This window comes from Mesorhizobium sp. P2_C4, assembly GCF_056404575.1.
On the sequence record NZ_JBFUDT010000022.1, the window covers coordinates 1 to 642 of the forward strand.

Annotated in this window: 1 protein-coding gene; it reads right to left on the reverse strand. The window is 64.6% G+C overall.

From position 1 onward, the window contains the following. Positions 1-442 precede the first annotated feature (442 nt). The coding region (gene minE, locus AC1DX6_RS30535) for a cell division topological specificity factor MinE (protein ID WP_477320303.1) at positions 443-642 on the reverse strand (200 nt) is incomplete at its 5' end.

A 642-nucleotide genomic window follows, 5' to 3' on the forward strand; every position in this document is an offset into this window, starting at 1 on the left:
TGTGGTTGGATTTCCGGCGTGGATGTGCGGATGCCGGTGGCACGATGAAAGGCAGCGAAGGGGTGAAGGGCTGGAGGACGCTGCGCTGCAGCGGGGACCTAGAGGGGACGAAAGGTCCGGGCCGGTGTACGGCGACCTCGCAAGACTTGGGTTCCTCGCCCCCATGAAATGGGGGAGAGGTGGCGCGGCGTAGTCGCGACGGAGAGGGGGAATGGCTCGGCTTAAGTGAAATTCAGAGGTACCGCCGGCGGGACAGCGCCCCCCTCTGTCCTGCCGGACATCTCCCCCACAAGGGGGGAGATTGGCTGTCATCCCCGTCTTCGCCAATCGCCTACGTTGCAGAAATGAGCAAAGCGCCGAACCTGCCGATCTCCCCCCAAGTGGGGGAGATGTCCGGCAGGACAGAGGGGGGCGCGAAGGATCGCGGCCTGTGGCCTAACAGCTACCCCGCCATGGCCAGTGGCACGGCGCTCTTGTTGGGGATCTGGATGTCGATTTCCAGCGTCGACATGGTCTCGCCGCGGTCCATCGAGACCTGCAGATAGTCCTGGTCGATCTGCACATGCCGGGCAATCACCGCCATGATCTCCTCGCGCAGGATGGAGACGAGGTCGGGCTGGCTGCGGCTGCGGCGCTCATAGG